The organism is Telluria sp. ZT3P26, from assembly GCF_059686035.1.
The window spans coordinates 200,016-215,012 of sequence record NZ_JCASII010000007.1; the positions used below are offsets into that span (position 1 = coordinate 200,016).

Annotated in this window: 12 protein-coding genes, 4 tRNA genes and 1 pseudogene; 7 read left to right on the plus strand and 10 right to left on the minus strand. The window is 64.7% G+C overall.

Annotated features, from left to right (window positions below; all coding sequences use genetic code 11):
• On the plus strand, nt 1-789 hold the full coding sequence (locus tag AC56LN_RS21095; protein ID WP_499574558.1) for a hypothetical protein: 789 nt from the start codon (nt 1-3) through the stop codon (nt 787-789).
• Here AC56LN_RS21095 and AC56LN_RS21100 read toward each other — a convergent pair.
• From AC56LN_RS21100 to rnr, 3 genes and pseudogenes are all read right to left on the minus strand, one after another.
• Entirely contained in the window at nt 749-1,414 is a 666-nt protein-coding gene (locus tag AC56LN_RS21100; protein ID WP_258837690.1) for a YceH family protein, read from the minus strand. The genes AC56LN_RS21095 and AC56LN_RS21100 overlap by 41 nt on opposite strands.
• A gap of 186 nt (nt 1,415-1,600) precedes the next feature.
• Nucleotides 1,601-2,344 (minus strand): 23S rRNA (guanosine(2251)-2'-O)-methyltransferase RlmB, encoded by a 744-nt coding sequence (gene rlmB / locus AC56LN_RS21105; RefSeq protein ID WP_183551326.1) that lies wholly within the window; start codon nt 2,342-2,344, stop codon nt 1,601-1,603.
• 1,224 nt (nt 2,345-3,568) lie between these two features.
• Nucleotides 3,569-5,828: pseudogene (gene rnr, locus AC56LN_RS21110) on the minus strand (ribonuclease R); the annotation flags it as partial.
• 398 nt (nt 5,829-6,226) lie between these two features.
• Between rnr and AC56LN_RS21115 the strand changes: the two are divergent.
• The 4 genes from AC56LN_RS21115 (at nt 6,227) to AC56LN_RS21130 (ending at nt 6,694) form a co-directional block, all read left to right on the plus strand.
• A tRNA-Leu gene (locus tag AC56LN_RS21115) sits at nt 6,227-6,311 on the plus strand.
• A 39-nt stretch (nt 6,312-6,350) separates the two neighbouring features.
• Nucleotides 6,351-6,435 (plus strand) — tRNA-Leu (locus tag AC56LN_RS21120).
• 37 nt (nt 6,436-6,472) lie between these two features.
• Nucleotides 6,473-6,557: transfer RNA gene (locus tag AC56LN_RS21125), tRNA-Leu, on the plus strand.
• Between the two features lie 52 nt (nt 6,558-6,609).
• A tRNA-Leu gene (locus AC56LN_RS21130) sits at nt 6,610-6,694 on the plus strand.
• 99 nt (nt 6,695-6,793) lie between these two features.
• Here the strand turns inward: AC56LN_RS21130 and cueR are convergent.
• The gene (gene cueR / locus AC56LN_RS21135) at nt 6,794-7,183 is read right to left on the minus strand and encodes a Cu(I)-responsive transcriptional regulator (RefSeq protein ID WP_499574614.1); all 390 of its coding nucleotides are present in this window, start codon (nt 7,181-7,183) and stop codon (nt 6,794-6,796) included.
• 115 nt (nt 7,184-7,298) lie between these two features.
• Between cueR and AC56LN_RS21140 the strand changes: the two genes are divergently transcribed.
• Together AC56LN_RS21140 and phaP are read left to right on the plus strand one after the other, a co-directional pair.
• A complete protein-coding gene (locus AC56LN_RS21140) occupies nt 7,299-7,514 on the plus strand; it encodes a hypothetical protein (protein WP_499574559.1) in 216 nt (71 codons plus the stop codon).
• A 73-nt stretch (nt 7,515-7,587) separates the two neighbouring features.
• The gene (gene phaP / locus AC56LN_RS21145) at nt 7,588-8,151 is read left to right on the plus strand and encodes a TIGR01841 family phasin (protein ID WP_482898379.1); all 564 of its coding nucleotides are present in this window, start codon (nt 7,588-7,590) and stop codon (nt 8,149-8,151) included.
• 25 nt (nt 8,152-8,176) lie between these two features.
• On the opposite strand, the gene tssA is transcribed toward phaP, so the two are convergent.
• The 6 genes from tssA to tssB form a co-directional block, all read right to left on the minus strand.
• A complete protein-coding gene (tssA, locus tag AC56LN_RS21150; RefSeq protein WP_499574560.1) occupies nt 8,177-9,187 on the minus strand; it encodes a type VI secretion system protein TssA in 1,011 nt (336 codons plus the stop codon).
• Nucleotides 9,188-9,203: 16 nt separating this feature from the next.
• Nucleotides 9,204-11,861 (minus strand): type VI secretion system ATPase TssH, encoded by a 2,658-nt coding sequence (gene tssH, locus AC56LN_RS21155; protein ID WP_499574561.1) that lies wholly within the window; start codon nt 11,859-11,861, stop codon nt 9,204-9,206.
• Between the two features lie 12 nt (nt 11,862-11,873).
• On the minus strand, nt 11,874-12,362 hold the full coding sequence (gene tssE, locus AC56LN_RS21160) for a type VI secretion system baseplate subunit TssE (RefSeq protein WP_499574562.1): 489 nt from the start codon (nt 12,360-12,362) through the stop codon (nt 11,874-11,876).
• Between the two features lie 76 nt (nt 12,363-12,438).
• Entirely contained in the window at nt 12,439-12,930 is a 492-nt protein-coding gene (locus AC56LN_RS21165; protein WP_183551309.1) for an Hcp family type VI secretion system effector, read from the minus strand.
• A 55-nt stretch (nt 12,931-12,985) separates the two neighbouring features.
• Nucleotides 12,986-14,476: a type VI secretion system contractile sheath large subunit gene (gene tssC / locus AC56LN_RS21170; RefSeq protein ID WP_499574563.1), complete on the minus strand. Its 1,491-nt coding sequence runs from the start codon at nt 14,474-14,476 to the stop codon at nt 12,986-12,988.
• A 1-nt stretch (nt 14,477) separates the two neighbouring features.
• The gene (gene tssB / locus AC56LN_RS21175) at nt 14,478-14,993 is read right to left on the minus strand and encodes a type VI secretion system contractile sheath small subunit (RefSeq protein WP_499574564.1); all 516 of its coding nucleotides are present in this window, start codon (nt 14,991-14,993) and stop codon (nt 14,478-14,480) included.
• Nucleotides 14,994-14,997 lie beyond the last annotated feature (4 nt).

A 14,997-nucleotide genomic window follows, 5' to 3' on the forward strand; every position in this document is an offset into this window, starting at 1 on the left:
ATGCGACTTCATCACATCCTGATGTTGAGCATGCTGCTGGGTATGAACACCAGCGCCAGCGCTGCCGACACGCCACCGGACAGCCCCGAGTCCATCCACGTCAACGCGATCCGCAAACCGGAAGTGCGCAAGTACACGGCGATCGTCGCGGGCCTGGACGCCTTCGAGCGCCATCACAGCATGGCACCAAAAGCCGAGGCCTTGCGCTTCCGCGTCGAGCGCCGCGCCTGGACCGACAAGACGCCCAAGCCGGGTGAGGCGCCACTGGCGCTGCGCCTGGAAGGCAAGGACGACTTCGTGCTGCCGCTGGTGTTGAACGATGCTTTCGAAACGATCGTGCCGCGCAGCAGCGCCGCGCTGGCGGCGGACAGCGAACTGGTGCTCAATCGGAAACGGCGCATGTACCGCGTGACGCCGCTGGTGCGCTCGCCCGGCCTGCCGGAGAACGTACGGCGCCTCGGCGACCTGCGGCTTGAATGCCACGTGATGGTCGCGATCGGCAAGGAGGAGCTTGGCCTGATGCGCACGCTGTTCGTCAACAGCGTGCTGCTGACGCCCAACTGGTGCAACTTCTTCAATGCCGAGCGCGAGGGCTTTCAGTTCGACACGCCGGAGCGCCTCGCGCGCGCCACCTTGCGTGAAGGTGATCGCACGAAGGATCTGCCAGTCGAAGGGCGGAGCTTTCGCACCGCCATGAACGACCCGGCTTGGGGCGACGATGCGCTGATCGAACTGGCGTTCGAGCCGGTTACTGGAACTGCTGGCGAAACGCCTCGAACTGGCCCTTGAGGTCTTCCATCTCGCCGCGCAGCGCGGCGACTTCTTCTTCGAGCTGCGCGATGCGACCACCCTGCGTCAGGTTGCTCGCGCTGCTTGAGGTCTGCTCGCTGCCGGCGACGATGGTGATTTCGCCGCCCAGCAGCTGGCCGTAACGCGATTCCTTGGTGCCCGGCGCGCGCTCGAGTTTCACGACCAGCGGCGGGTATTTGTCGATCAAAAATTGCAGCGCCGTTTCGACATCGGCCACCGTCTTGAATTCGTGCAGGCGCCCGCTGCGGGTGCGGATTTCGCCTGCGGTCTGCAGGCCGCGCAGCATCAGGATCGTGAGCACGGCCAGCTTGTCCTGCTCGAGCGTCCACTTGATGCGCATGCGGTGTTCGTACTTGACAACGCGCGCACCGGCCTGCGAGATGGCATTCACGAGCTTGCGCTCGGCCAGGCGCTGCAGCGTGTCGAGCACGACCGCTTCGCTGATCTGCATGACCGGATCACGGCTCGACAACTGGTTGCAGCCGTTGACGATCGCGTTGAGCGACATCGGATAATTATCGGGGGTCAGGCCTTCTTTTTCGGCCAGCACGGCCAGCACGCGCAGCTCGACAGGATCGAGTACCGCCACCATTTCATTCGTCATGCGATTCCTTGTTATGCCAAACGGTTCAGTTGTTCGAAGCGAGTTTACCACCCTCGTTGGCGCAGGATGGCCTGGCGTGCTTCGTCGCCGGTTCGGGAATAGCGTTACTGGATGGGAATTGGGTGCTGCGGAGGGATGAAACTGCCCGGATTGCCGCGAGCGCAGCAATCCGGGCATGAAGCACAATCAGCTGTCGCGGCCGATACGCTGGCGGCGCGCTTCGTACAGGCAGACGCCCGAGGCCACCGACACGTTCAGGCTTTCGACCGAACCGAACATCGGGATGCTGACCAGCACATCGCAGGTCTCGCGCGTCAGGCGGCGCATGCCCTCGCCTTCGGAACCCATGACCAGTGCGGCCGGGCCCGAGAAGTCGGCTTCGTACAGGCCCTTGTCGGCGTCGTCCGTGGTGCCGATCAGGAGAATGTCGCGCTCCTTCAGCTCGCGCATCGTGCGCGCCAGGTTGGTCACCGTGATGTAAGGGACCGTTTCGGCGGCGCCGCTGGCGACCTTGGCGGCGGTGGCGTTCAGGCCGACCGCACGGTCCTTCGGCACGATGACCGCGTGCGCGCCGACACCGTCGGCCACGCGCAGGCAGGCGCCCAGGTTGTGCGGATCGGTGATGCCGTCCAGGATCAGCAGCAACGGCGGACCTTCGATGGCGTCGAGCAGCTCATCAAGATTGCGCGCCAGCGCGAGCTGGCTGGCAAACGCGATCACGCCCTGGTGACGGCGGGTGCCGGTGATCTTGTCGAGGCGCGCTGCCTCGACCGGCATCACGCGCACGCCGGCCGCCTTGGCGTTGGCGATCAGGTCCTTCATGCGGCCGTCGTTGCGCTCGGCATCGACGAAGATTTCTTCCACCGACTGCGACTCGTGACGCAGTCGCGAGGTCACGGCGTGGAAGCCGAAAATCATTTTATTTTTCATTTGCTACTTTTCGAATACTTTCAGGGACTTACTTCTTGCTGGTTTTGGCTGCGGTCTTTGCTGCAGTCTTCGACGCGGTCTTCACTGCGGTCGTGGCCGGGGCCTTGACAGCTTTCGGTGCGGCCGGCTCAGCGACAGCCTTGGCTGCGGCCTTGCGTGGTGCAGCTGCTGCCTTGCTGGCCGGTGCTTTGGCAGCGACTGCCTCGGCCGGGGCCTTGGTCGCTGCTGCCTTGGCTGGCGTTTTGACTGCTGCTGCCTTGGCCGGGGCCTTGACTGCCGCCGCCTTGGCCGGCGCCTTGACAGCAACGGCTTCGGCCGGCGCCTTGACTGCTGCTGACTTGGCTGGTGCCTTGACCGCTGCCTTTTTCGCTGGTGCCTTGACCGCTGCTGCTTTGGCCGGCACGTCGACTGGTGCTGCCTCGACTGGCGCTTTCACGGCAGCCGTCTTGGCAGCAGCTTTTTTGGCTGGGGCCTTGACCGCTGGCGCTGCCACGACCGGTGCCGCTGCAGCTGGTGCTGCTGCAACTGGCGCTTTCGCGACCGCTTTCTTTGCTGCGGCTTTCACTGGCTTGGCGTCGGCAACCGGCGCTGGTGCAGCGGCTGGTGCAGCCGCGACCACGTCGTTGACGGCGGCCTTGGTTGCACGCGGCTTGCGGGCTGGTGCTGGCGCAGCAACTGCTTCGGCAGGCTTTGGCTGCGCGACCGGTGCTGGTGCTGGCGCTGCTGCAACTGGCGCTGGTGCTGGCACAGGCGCAGGTTTTTGCGTCTGCACTGGCTTTGGCGCCTGGACTGGTGCTGGTGCTGGCGCCGGCTTCGCTGCCTGCACTGGTGCCTGTGGCGTCGCTGTCGTCATTGGTGCCGCTGCTGCTGCTGCAGCGCGCTCGGCCGCCTTGGCCTTTTGACGGGCCTTGCGCGATTTCGGCTTGGCCTGTTGCGGCTCGATGCCGTCCTGACCAAGCGGACGCGCGATCTCGAGTGGCGACTGCTGTGGACGACCGTTATCGTGATTGCCGCCGTTGTTGCCTGGCTTCGGACCACGCGAACGACCACCGCGCGAACGCTTGCCGTTGCCGCCGTTGTTGTTGCCGTTGTTATTTCCGTTGCCGCCGCCGTTGTTACCACCACCGTTGCCACCACCGTTGCCGCCATTGTTCTGACGGCCATCGTTCGTGCGTGGCTCGTTACTGCGCTGTTCCTTGTTGCGGCCACCCTGATTGCGCTCGCGCCCGGCATCGTCGCCCGACGACTCGGCGCCCGGCGTAGACGCCAGCGTCAGGTCGATCTTGCGCGATTCCAGATCGACGCGTGCAACCTTGACGGTCACCTTGTCGGTCAGGCCATAGCTCTGGCCGCTACGCTCGCCGCGCAACACGTGGCGCGCTTCGTCGTACTGGAAGTAGTCAGCGCCCAGCTCGGTGACGTGCACCAGGCCTTCAACGAACAGCTCGTCCAACTGCACGAAGATGCCGAAGGTGGTCACGCCAGCGATGGTGCCGGTGTACTCTTCGCCGATCTTGTCCTGCATGAAGAAGCACTTGAGCCAGTTCTCGACGTCGCGCGACGCTTCGTCGGCGCGGCGTTCGTTGGCCGAGCAATGCACACCCAGCGCGTCCCAGATGGTCAGGTCTTTTTCGTTCTTCGGCGCCTTGCCGTCAGCCTTGTCTTTCGCGGCCTGCTTGCGGGCCGAGTTCGACTGCGTCGTGTTCAGCTTGGCCAGGTCAATGCCCTTCGGCTCATACTTCTTGCCAAGCAGGATCGCCTTGATCGCGCGGTGCGTCAGCAGGTCGGGATAGCGGCGGATCGGGCTGGTGAAGTGCGCATAGGCCTCGAACGCCAGACCGAAGTGGCCGACGTTGTCCGGGCTGTAGACGGCCTGCTGCATCGAGCGCAGCATCATCGTCTGCAGCAGTTGCGCATCCGGACGCTCCTTGATCTGCTGCATCACGGCGGCGTAATCGCGCGCGCTCGGCTTGTTGCCGCCGGCCAGATTCAGGCCCACCTGCTTGAGGAAGGTGCGCAGCTGGTTCAGCTTTTCTTCGGTCGGCGTCGCGTGAATGCGGAACGTGCCCGGGTGCTTGTGGCGCAGCAGGAAATCAGCGGCGCACACGTTGGCCGACAGCATGCACTCTTCGATCAAGCGGTGCGCATCGTTGCGGGTACGCGGGATGATCTTCTCGATCTTGCCCAGCGCATTGCAAACGATATAGGTTTCGGTGGTTTCGAAGTCAATGGCACCGCGTTCCTGGCGCGCCTTGAGCAGCGCGCGGAACACCTGGTTCAGGTGCTGCAGATGCGGCACGATGCCTGGACGGTTCTTGGCTTGCTCGCCGTTGGCGTCAGCCAGGATGTCGGCCACTTCGTTATAGGTCATGCGCGCAGCCGAGTGCATCACGGCCGGGTAGAACTGGTACGCGGTGACTTCGCCGTCCTGCGACACGACCATGTCGCACACCAGCGTGCAGCGGTCGACCGCCGGGTTCAGCGAGCACAGGCCGTTCGACAGCTTCTCGGGCAGCATCGGAATCACACGGCGCGGGAAGTAGACGGACGTCGAGCGTTCGATGGCGTCGGCGTCGAGCGAGTCGTTCGGCTTGACGTAGTGGCTCACGTCGGCGATGGCGACCAGCAGGCGGAAACTGTTCACACCCTTGATGGTCACCGGTTCGCAGTAGACGGCATCATCGAAGTCGCGTGCGTCTTCGCCGTCGATCGTCACCAGCGGCACGTCGCGCAGGTCGACGCGGTTGGCCAGATCGGCATCGATGACTTCGTTCGGCAGGCGGTTTGCCTGCTTGAGCGCGGCCGGCGAGAAGATGTGCGGCACGCCGAACTTGCGCACGGCGATTTCGATTTCCATGCCCGGGTCATCGAGCTCACCCAGCACTTCGACGATGCGGCCGGTCGGCTTCTGGAAGCGGCCTGGCTGCTCCAGCAGTTCGACACTGACGACCTGCCCCGCACGCGCGTTGCCGGTCGGCCCGGTAACGATCACGTCCTGGGCAATGCGCTGGTCTTCGGGCGAAACGATCCACGCGCCTTCTTCATTGAGCAGGCGACCGATGATGTGCGTGTTGGCACGCTGGACGACTTCGACGATCGAGCCTTCCGGACGGCCGCGGCGGTCCATGCCCGTCACGCGCGCCATGACGCGGTCGCCGTGCAGCACTTTCTGCATCTCGCGGTCGGACAGGAACAGGTCGGGACCTGGTTCGTCGGGAATCACGAAGCCAAAACCGTCGCGATGCGCGCTGACCTTGCCGGCCACGAAGGCGGAATGATCGGCCAGCATATAGGTGCCGCTGCGGTCGGAACGGATCTGGCCGTCACGCTCCATGGCGTTCAGGCGGCGGCCGAGGACTTCCTGCGCTGCGGGCTGAACATCAAGGGCATGTGCCAGGGCGGCTGCATCGAGCGATTCAGCGGCGTCGCGGAAGACAGCGAGGATTTCCTCGCGGCTTGGAATGGTATGAGTAGGTTGCTTCAAATCGATTCTTTTTTCTTTTGGCCAGTAGAGCGCCGCACATCACATAAGGGCGGCAGCGTGGTTAATTGACACCATGACAGGCGTAGTGTAACGGAGGTCTATCCGATTCGCCTAACATGATGTGCGCCAACGACCTGCGCCCGTACAACAGGATGCATGCGCGGAATGCGTGCGCGGGATGCTTGCACGTGAGTTCTTGTCGAGAACTTCACCTTGGGTCTTTGACTATTGAAAATGATCCGCTATAATCTCGCTCTCTTCAGCAACGGCGACAACGCCGGGGCGATGAAAAGCAGCAGTAGCAGAGGATGTTTGATGCGAAGTCAGCTATTTTCAGGAATAGTTGATCTGGCGGAAAATGACAAACCCTGCTATTGTAGCAGAGATGTTCTTGCAGTGCCCACGTGGCGGAATTGGTAGACGCGCATGGTTCAGGTCCATGTGCCGCAAGGTGTGGGGGTTCGAGTCCCTCCGTGGGCACCAAATAGTTCATCTGATTGTCAGTAGTACCGTAGTTGCAGTGCCCACGTGGCGGAATTGGTAGACGCGCATGGTTCAGGTCCATGTGCCGCAAGGTGTGGGGGTTCGAGTCCCTCCGTGGGCACCAAAGGTTTCAGGCAGTATCGTTGTTGAGTAGTCCCAGTGCCCACGTGGCGGAATTGGTAGACGCGCATGGTTCAGGTCCATGTGCCGCAAGGTGTGGGGGTTCGAGTCCCTCCGTGGGCACCAAAAGTCTATCTCGTAGTAAGTAGTTCGCAGTATCGTTGTCAGCAGTTGCAGTGCCCACGTGGCGGAATTGGTAGACGCGCATGGTTCAGGTCCATGTGCCGCAAGGTGTGGGGGTTCGAGTCCCTCCGTGGGCACCAGAAATTGTAGTGAGTTTGTGGACCCCGTGTCCCGCAAAACGCCGTAGCCTTTGAAACAGGGTTACGGCGTTTTGCGTTGTGCCTGCCTCTGGCGCAGGCTCAGTGCGCCGCCAGATCATCGAGGATCGGGCAGGCTGAGCGGGCATCGCCATGGCACGACGCGGCGAGGCTCACCAGCGTGCGCCGCATCGCCGCCATCTCCGCAATCTTGCGGTCCAGTTCCTCGATATGCGTCTGCGCCAGTGCGCGCACATCGGCGCTGGCCCGGCCCTCGTCTTCCCACAGCGCCAGCAGGTTCCGGATCTGGTCCAGCGAAAAGCCCAGTGCTCGTCCCCGGTGGATGAATTGCAGCACGCGCACCTCGCGCTCGCTGTAGAGGCGATAGCCGGCGTCGGTGCGGCGCGGCGCCGGCACCAGGCCAATGGATTCGTAGTGGCGGATCATCTTGGCCGTGACGCCAGACGCGCGGGCGGCGTCGCCGATGTTCATGCTGGATGGGGTCGCTTGCAAGGTGCGCTCCTGTACGGGTTCATGCGCCAGCTTACACCTTCCCACGATGGGAAGGACAAGTGCGCGCTTGACTTGAACGCCGTAACGGTCGAGCATGGAAGTCATGCAGATTCTTCGCTCTGCCGCCCTCGGGGTGGCGCTCATCGTCGTTGTCGCTTCCAGCCTGGCTGCACCGGCGCCGTATTACCAATGGCGCAGCAAGCTCACGGGCGCACTGGCCTGTTCCCCGACGCCGCTGGGTGAAGGCTGGGTGAAGACGAACGGCCCGTATCGTGACGCGCGTTGCGAAAAACCCATCGTTGCTAAATAATGAACGCGGCAGACGTCGTTTGTCTGTCATTGTTCAGCTTTCAAAAACAGCTTACCCACTGAGGAGACACCCCATGTTTACCAGCCCGGAACAGTTTGCCAACGCCACGAAAACCCTGTTCGACCTGCAGATGCAGACCTTCAACGCGCTGGCCGGCAAGACCGTCAAGGGCGTCGAGCAGGTCGTCGCCCTGAACATGAACGCTGCCAAGAGCACGATGGACAGCACCCTGCAGGCGGGCCGCGACATCGCCCAGGCCGGCAATCCGAAAGCCGCATTCGAGACGCTCGCGGCGCGCATGCAGCCGGCTGCCGGCGTGACCAACGCGGCCGAGTACACGACGCAGTTGAAAGCCATCATCGACGACATGCACAACGAGTTCCGCGGTGCGGCCGATGCGCATGCGGTCGAAGCGAAGAACACGCTGTCGGCGCTGATCTATGACGTCACCCAGAACGTCAAGCCGGGGTCAGAGAATGCGGTCCAGATCATGAAGGCAGCAATCGACAACGCCTTCAAAGGGTATGAACAGGTAACCGCCGCCACGCGCCAGGCCGTGCAGACGGTCGAAGCGCAGTTCGAACGCGCCAGCACCATCGTCACCCCGGGCGGTGGCAAGCAGGACAAACCCGAGTAAGCTCGTCCTTCAGCAACCCGGCCCCTCAGGGCGCCGGGAGCTTCACCGGCTGGTCCGCCTGGCCGTCGATTCCCAGCAAGTCTTCCAGCCGCGCCAGCGACGCTTCATCCTTGATCACCGCACGCAGCCAGGCATGCAATGGCTGCTCGCCCCAGCGCGCTGCTTTTTCCGCCAGATACGCGACAGGGCTGTGCGGTTCCGTGCGGCGGAAAAACTCGGCGACCTGGCGCAGCTGGGCCAGCGCCTGGTCGCGCCCCTGGACCGGCCCATCCTGTCGCGAGGCGCGTGCCACGGCAATCGCGCCGCCCTCCCCCAGCGTTGATAACGCATGCTCTGCCACGGCCGCCGGCAAGCCAGGGGACATCAGGTCGATGACGTCGCGCAGCGCCGTGCGCGCCGCGCGAAAGCTCGGGCCATCGTTGCCCAGCCGCACGTCGACGACGCGTTCCAGTTCGTCCAGCGCCACAACGCACGCTTCGCAGTCGGCCAGCAGCGCCTGAACAAACGCCGGCTTGCCACGCGCGCGCAGCGCCTCGAGTTCAGCGACCGCTTCCGGCCCGCGTGCCCGCGCCACTTCCCACGCTTGCAGCGTCAGCGCGCCGCCCTCGTCCAGCGCAACGCCCTTGGCCAGTGGTCCCACGCGGCCCGCCAGCCAGGCCAGGATGCCGATGCGCCGCTCGACGCCGTCTTCGTCGGCCTGCGGATGCACGCCGTCCCAGTAACGCTCGCACAACGCAGCCACCAGAGTCACGCCGTCGGCCAGCCCGCGCATGCCGCCAGTCCGGGTAGTTGCTTCGGCCAGCCAGACGGCCAGTTGCAGATCCTTGCTGCGCGTTTCGAGCAGGATGGCGCAGTGTTTGCCGACGAATTTCCAGTCGGCTTCCTTGAGCGCAGTGACCCAGGCGCCCTGCTCCAGCGACGGATCGTCGGCCAGGCGCGCACGGGCAATGGCGTCGACTTCGGGCGCGAACGCCAGGTCGGCGCCGCACGGATTGTCGGGCGTAACTGGTTTGAGAAGCGAGGCGATATCGAGCATGGGTGTCTCCGTGGGATCAAGCCTGCACCGGTTCGATCAGATACTTGAACTTGCCGGCGCGGGTGGCGCCGACTTTCACGCGCGCGATGGCGCCGCCTTCCATCATCCGCGCCAGCACGCTGTCGGCGATTTCCGGCAGCAGCGTGCCACCCAGGATATTGTCGACATTGCGTGCGCCGGAATCGACTTCTGTACAGCGGCTGAGCACCGCCGCCACCAGTGCATCGTCGTACTCGAAGAGGGCCTTGTGGTTGTCCAGCACGCGCGCGCCGATCCGCGCGAGCTTCAGGCGGATGATATTGGCCAGCACCTCGTCACCGATCGGATAGAACGGCACCACGCTCAAGCGGCCCAGGAACGCCGGCTTGAAATGCTTCATCAGGCTCGGGCGCAGCAGGTCGGCCAGCGCGTCGGGCGTGGGCATGTCGGCGGCCGGCTTGTTCAGGCACGCGGCCATCACCTGGCTGGCGCCCACGTTCGACGTCAGGATGATGATCGTGTTGCGAAAGTCGATTTCTCGGCCTTCGGCGTCGTCCATCACGCCCTTGTCGAAGACCTGGAAGAACAGTTCGAGCACGTCCGGGTGCGCTTTCTCGGCTTCGTCGAGCAGCACGACGCTGTACGGATTGCGCCGAACCGCTTCGGTCAGCACGCCCCCCTCGCCATAACCGACATAACCGGGCGGCGAGCCTTTCAGGCCGGAGACGTTGTGCGCCTCCTGGTATTCGCTCATATTGATCGTGATGAGTTTGCGCTCGCCGCCGTACAGGATGTCGGCCAGCGCCAGCGCCGTTTCGGTCTTGCCCACGCCCGAGGTGCCGACGAACAGGAACACGCCCTTCGGCTTGTTCGGATCGTCGAGATGGGCACGGGCCGTGCGCACGCGCTGGGCCACCACGCCGCTCGCGTGGCGCTGGCCCAGGATGCGCTCGTCGAGCATTGCCTGCAGATTGACGACGGTACGGATTTCGTCCTTGACCATGCGCCCGAGCGGGATGCCGGTCCAGGCCGCGACGATGGCGGCGACCGTGTGCCCGTCGACCTGCACCGGCACCAGCGGCGCGTCGCCCTGCAGGCTGCGCAGGCGTTCGCCAAGCGCCCGCAGTTGCGCGCTGCCGCCACCTGCTGCGTTCGATCCGGCCGCTTCGAGTTCGGCGCGCAGTGTGCCGATCTGGCCCGCCAGCGCCTGCTCGTCGGCCCAGCGGCGTTGCAGCGCGGCCTGCTCGGCCACCGCCGCGGCGCGGTCCTCGTCCAGCGTCGCCAGCATTTGCGCGTGATCGTCCCCGGCGCTCGTGTCGCGGCGCAGCGCGCCGATGCGGGCGTCGAAACGCTCGATGCGGCGCCCGCAATCTTCCAGCAGTGCCGGCGTCGCGCTCTGGCCCAGCGCCACCCTGGCGCAGGCCGTGTCCAGCACGCTGATGGCCTTGTCCGGCAACTGGCGTCCGCTGATGTAGCGGTGCGACAGGCGCACCGCCTCGGTGATCGCCTCGTCGTAGATGCGCACACCGAAGTGCTGCTCCATCAGCGGCGCCATCGCGCGCAGCATCGCCGCCGCCGTGTCTTCGTCGGGCTCCTCGACCTTGATCACCTGGAAGCGCCGCGCGAGCGCCGCATCCTTTTCGAAGTATTTCTTGTATTCGCCCCAGGTCGTCGCGGCGATCGTGCGCAGCTCACCCCGCGCCAGCGCGGGCTTGAGCAGGTTGGCCGCGTCGTTCTGGCCAGCCGCGCCACCAGCGCCGATCATCGTGTGCGCTTCGTCGATGAAGAGGATGATCGCGTGGGCACTCTGCCTGATCTCCTGGATCACGTTCTTGAGACGGTTTTCGAACTCGCCCTTCACGCTGGCGCCGGCCTGCAGCAGCCCCATGTCGAGCGTGTGGATCTCGGCGCCCTTGAGCACCTCCGGCACGTCGCCCAGCGCGATGCGCAGCGCCAGCCCTTCGACGACGGCCGTCTTGCCGACACCCGCTTCGCCGGTCAGGATCGGGTTGTTCTGGCGCCGCCGCATCAGGATGTCGATCGCCTGGCGGATTTCCATGTCGCGGCCAATGACCGGATCGAGCTTGCCGTCACGTGCACGCGCAGTGAGACACGTCGTGTACTGATCGAGGGCCGGCGTCGCGCGACCAGCAGACTGCGCCAGCGCCGACGCCGCGTCCGGCCCCGACTCGCCTACCTCGGGCGCGATGCCAGGCGCCTCGACCGAGCCGCGCGTCAGGCGTTCGAGATCGTGCTTGAGGCGGTCGAGCGGAAAGCGCGCGAACAGCGGCGACGCGCGCTGCGCCAGTTGCGCCAGCGACGGCTCGCTCAAGAGGGCCAGCACCAGATGGCTGCTGCGGATCTGCGGTGGCCCGCCGACGCCGAGTGAGGCGATCAGCCAGGCATGCTCGAACAGCAGCGGCAGATGACGGGAAAACACGGGCGTGCGCGCGCTGCCGGTGGCAAAGCGCGCCACTTCGCGGCGCAGGTCGGTCTCGAGGCCGGTCAGGCTGATATCACAATGGCGCGCGATCGCAGCCAGGTCACTCCCCGGCTGCTCGATCAGGCCCAGGAACAGATGCTCGACGTCGACTTCATACTGGCCCAGCCCGACACAGATGCCGGCCGCGCGCGTGGCCGCCGCGCGGGTGGTGTCGTTGAGCTTCGAGATCAGCGTCTTGAGGTTGATGTCCATCGTGCCTCCTGGTCAGGTGGGTTCGCGGCCTTTGCCAGGCCGGACGGTGCGGTGGATCTCGTAGTGCAGCGACGACGGTTGCAGCACCGCGTTGAAGTTGATTGCTTCGGGCTGGCCGCCCGGCGCCAGACAGGCGTGGATCGCGAACTGCAGGCGATTGACGTCGCCCGCATCCGGCTCGAGCACGGCGCGCACGTCGGACAGGCGCGGCTCGTGCGCCTTGATCGCCGCTTCGATGCTGGCGCAGATGGCGGCACGGTCAATGCTGCTGGTCAGGCAAAGGCCCGCGAAATCGGCCAGGCCGTAATGCAGCAGCGACGCCAGCGCATGCGGGTAGCCGGCCAGGCAGGCTGCATCGGGCGCGAGGCGGGTATTGAGCAAGGCTTCGAGGTCGCGCGCGATGCTGTCCTTGACGCGCTCGACACCGGCCTGCGCACCGGGCGCAAGGTCGCGGCGCTCGTCCATCAGGCGGTCGAGCAGGCCAGGCGTACAGCCTTTCATGGTGTCTCCGATGGGGGTTGAGTACGACGAACACGCGGCGGCGCGCGGCCGCCGCGTGGAAAGCGGCGGGCGCCGCTCAGACGATCTTGTTGGCCGCCAGGTCCCAGCCGCCCGAGGTGTTGCCGCCGGCGCCGCCGGTCACCTTCTGCTGGGTGTATTTCCATTTGATCTTCGAGAACTTCAGGCCCACCGCTTCGTGGATGATGCTACCTTCGGCCACGCTCGGCTGGACGCCGCCGATCAGCACGTTTTCAAGCTCGATCTCGAAGTACTTGATGCGCTCGCCCTGGCCATCGGCGCGCATGAATTCCAGCTTGGCCTTGGGGATGGTCTTGCCTGCGGAGCAGGTCTGCAACAGGATGGGCGAGGCCAGGTCGGCGAGCTTGGTCAGCGCGATTTCCTGGTGCTCGCAGCGCTCGGCGGTGTGGCCGCCGCCGGTGGATGCCGTGGCCGAACGGGGCTGGCTGACGCCCCAGTTCACCGAGGTGCACTCGATCCAGTCCTTGTGCCGGTCATCCTGCGACTCGCCTTTGATCCCGTCGATCTGCAGGTACACGTCAATTGCCATGTTCTACTCCAAGTGTGATTGAAACGTCGGTTGAATAACAAAATGGTTGCAGCGGTCAGTTCTTGGTCGATTGCGGCAACTCCGCGACCAAACGGAGCGAAACGGACAGCTCGTCGAGCTGGAAATGCGGGCGCAGGAACGACACGGCGCGGTAGACGCCGGGCCGGCCCGGCACTTCGGAGACCTGCACACTGGCTTCGCGCAGCGGGAACTGCGCTTTCTGGTCCTGGCTCGCGTTATCGTCGAGCAGCACGTATTGCGTGAGCCAGCGGTTCAGATAATCCTCGACATTGGACGCTGCGGCGAAGCTGCCGATCTTGTCGCGCATCATGGATTTCATGTAGTGCGCGATCCGCGACACGGCAAAGATGTATTGAAGTTGCGACGACAGCACCGCATTCGCATTGGCCGCCTCGTTGTTGTACTTGCGCGCCTTCTGCGCCGACTGCGCGCCGAAGAACGCGGCGTACGACGTGTTCTTGCAGTGCACGAGCGAGATGAAGCCCAGGTCCGACAGTTCTTTCTCGCGCCGGTCCGTGATCGCCACTTCGGTCGGGCACTTCAGCGCCACCTCGCCCTCGTCGGTCTTGAACGTGTGCGTCGGCAGATTTTCGACCAGGCCGCCGCCCTCGACGCCGCGGATCGCCGCGCACCAGCCGTAATCCTCGAACGCGCGCGTCAGGCGCGCGCCGAACGCATACGCGGCGTTGCACCACAGGTAGCGGGAATGGTCGCTGCCGTCGACATCCTCGACGTAGTTGAAGCCCTCGGTGGTCATGCCGTCGGCCGGGTGGTACGGCAGCCGGCCCAGGAAGCGCGGCAGCGTCAGGCCGACGTAGCGAGCGTCTTCCGATTCCCGGAACGCCTTCCACTTCACGTATTCGGCGGTGTCGAACACCTTGGCCAGGTCGCGCGGCTTGCCCAGTTCACCGAAGCTTTCGACACCGAACAGTTCGGGGCTGGAGGACGTGATGAACGGTGCATGGCTGGCGGCGGCCACGTGCGACATCTGCTCCAGGAAGTAGATGTCTTCGGGCTGGCGCGAGATCTCGAAGTCGCCGATCAGCGTGCCGTACGGCGCGCCGCCGAAGGTGCCGAATTCTTCTTCGTAGATTTTCTTGAACATCGTGCTCTGGTCGAATTCCATGGCCGACTGGAAGTCTTTCACCAGCTCGCGCTTGGATGCATTGAGCATCCGGATCTGCAGGTTCGCGCCGGTCGTGCTGTTCCTGACCAGGTATTGCAGGCCGGTCCAGCTGCGCTCGAGCTTCTGGAATTCGGGCGCGTGCATGACGGCGGAGAGCTGGTCGGAGATCATACGGTCGAGCTCGGCCAGCCGGACATCGATCGTGGCCGACAGGCTGGAGGACATCACCATCGTGCCCTGCATGACCTGGCTGACCAGCTCCGAGATCAGGTCGCGCGCCCGCACATGCTCGCTGCTGGACGTGGCCACGCGGCTTTGTTCGACAATCTGGTCGAGCAGCGTCGCATCCAGTTCGGGGGCGCCCGGCTGTGCACCCGTTGATTCGAGGACTGCGGCCATCTCAACCCTCCTTGCCGGTGTCGCCCTGCTGCTTGCGCAGGCCGTCGAGCTTTTCGGTATTGCCCAGCACGTCGGTCAGGATGTCTTCGAGCTTGTCGTTCCCGGCCAGCTTGTTGCGCAGGTCGGCCAGCTTGGTGCGCGCCTCGAGCAGACCGGCCAGCGGCGCCACCTGGCGCACGACCGATTCGGGCCGGAAGTCGGCCATTTCGCGAAACTGCAGCTGCACGCCAAACGTGCCGCCGTCGGGCGACAGGTGGTTCTCGACCTGGAAGCTCGCCACCGGTGCAACACCGCCCAGCACTTCGTCGAAATTGGAGGCGTCGACATTGACGAACTTGCGGTCCTTCAGCCGCTTTTTTTCGACCTGCGGATCGGTCCCGAAATCGCCGACCACGCCAACCACGAAGGGCAGCTCCTTGTTTTCGGTCGCGTCGCCGATCTCGACGTCATACGTCATCTGCACGCGCGGCGCGCGCACTTTCTGCAACCGTTTTTGTACGCTCTCGTTCTTGGCCATATCG